The organism is Pseudoduganella sp. GW821-FHT12E03, from assembly GCF_058807115.1.
This window is the reverse complement of sequence record NZ_JBXAQJ010000055.1, coordinates 1-527: the sequence shown is the minus strand read 5'-3', so window position 1 is coordinate 527 and position 527 is coordinate 1. Positions and strand designations below refer to the sequence as shown.

General features: G+C 61.9%; 1 protein-coding gene. It reads left to right on the top strand.

The window, feature by feature from the left end:
• Positions 1–527: dTDP-glucose 4,6-dehydratase (locus tag AC1RRC_RS33255; RefSeq protein ID WP_493060217.1), on the top strand; the 527-nt coding region annotated here is incomplete at both ends.

The window sequence follows — 527 nt, the reverse complement described above, 5'->3', positions numbered from 1 at the left end:
GCCTCGAAAGCCGCCTCGGACCACCTGGTGCGCTCGTATCACCACACCTATGGCTTGCCGACCCTGACGACGAATTGCTCGAACAATTACGGCCCCTATCACTTCCCGGAAAAATTGATCCCGCTGGTGATATCCAATGCACTGGGCGGCAAGCCGCTGCCGATCTACGGCGATGGCCAGCAAGTGCGCGACTGGCTGTATGTGGGCGATCACTGCGCGGCGATCCGCCGCGTGCTGGCGCAAGGCCGCCTGGGGGAGACCTATAACGTCGGTGGCTGGAACGAAATGGCCAACCTCGATGTCGTGCACACGCTGTGCGACATGCTGGACACCTTGCGGCCGAAAGCGCAGGGCAGCTACCGCGACCAGATCACGTTCGTCAAAGACCGTCCGGGTCACGACCGCCGCTATGCGATCGATGCCCGCAAACTGGAGCGGGAACTGGGCTGGAAACCGGCTGAAACCTTCCAGACCGGCATCAACAAGACCGTGCAGTGGTATCTCGAGAACCAGGCCTGGGTGGACGA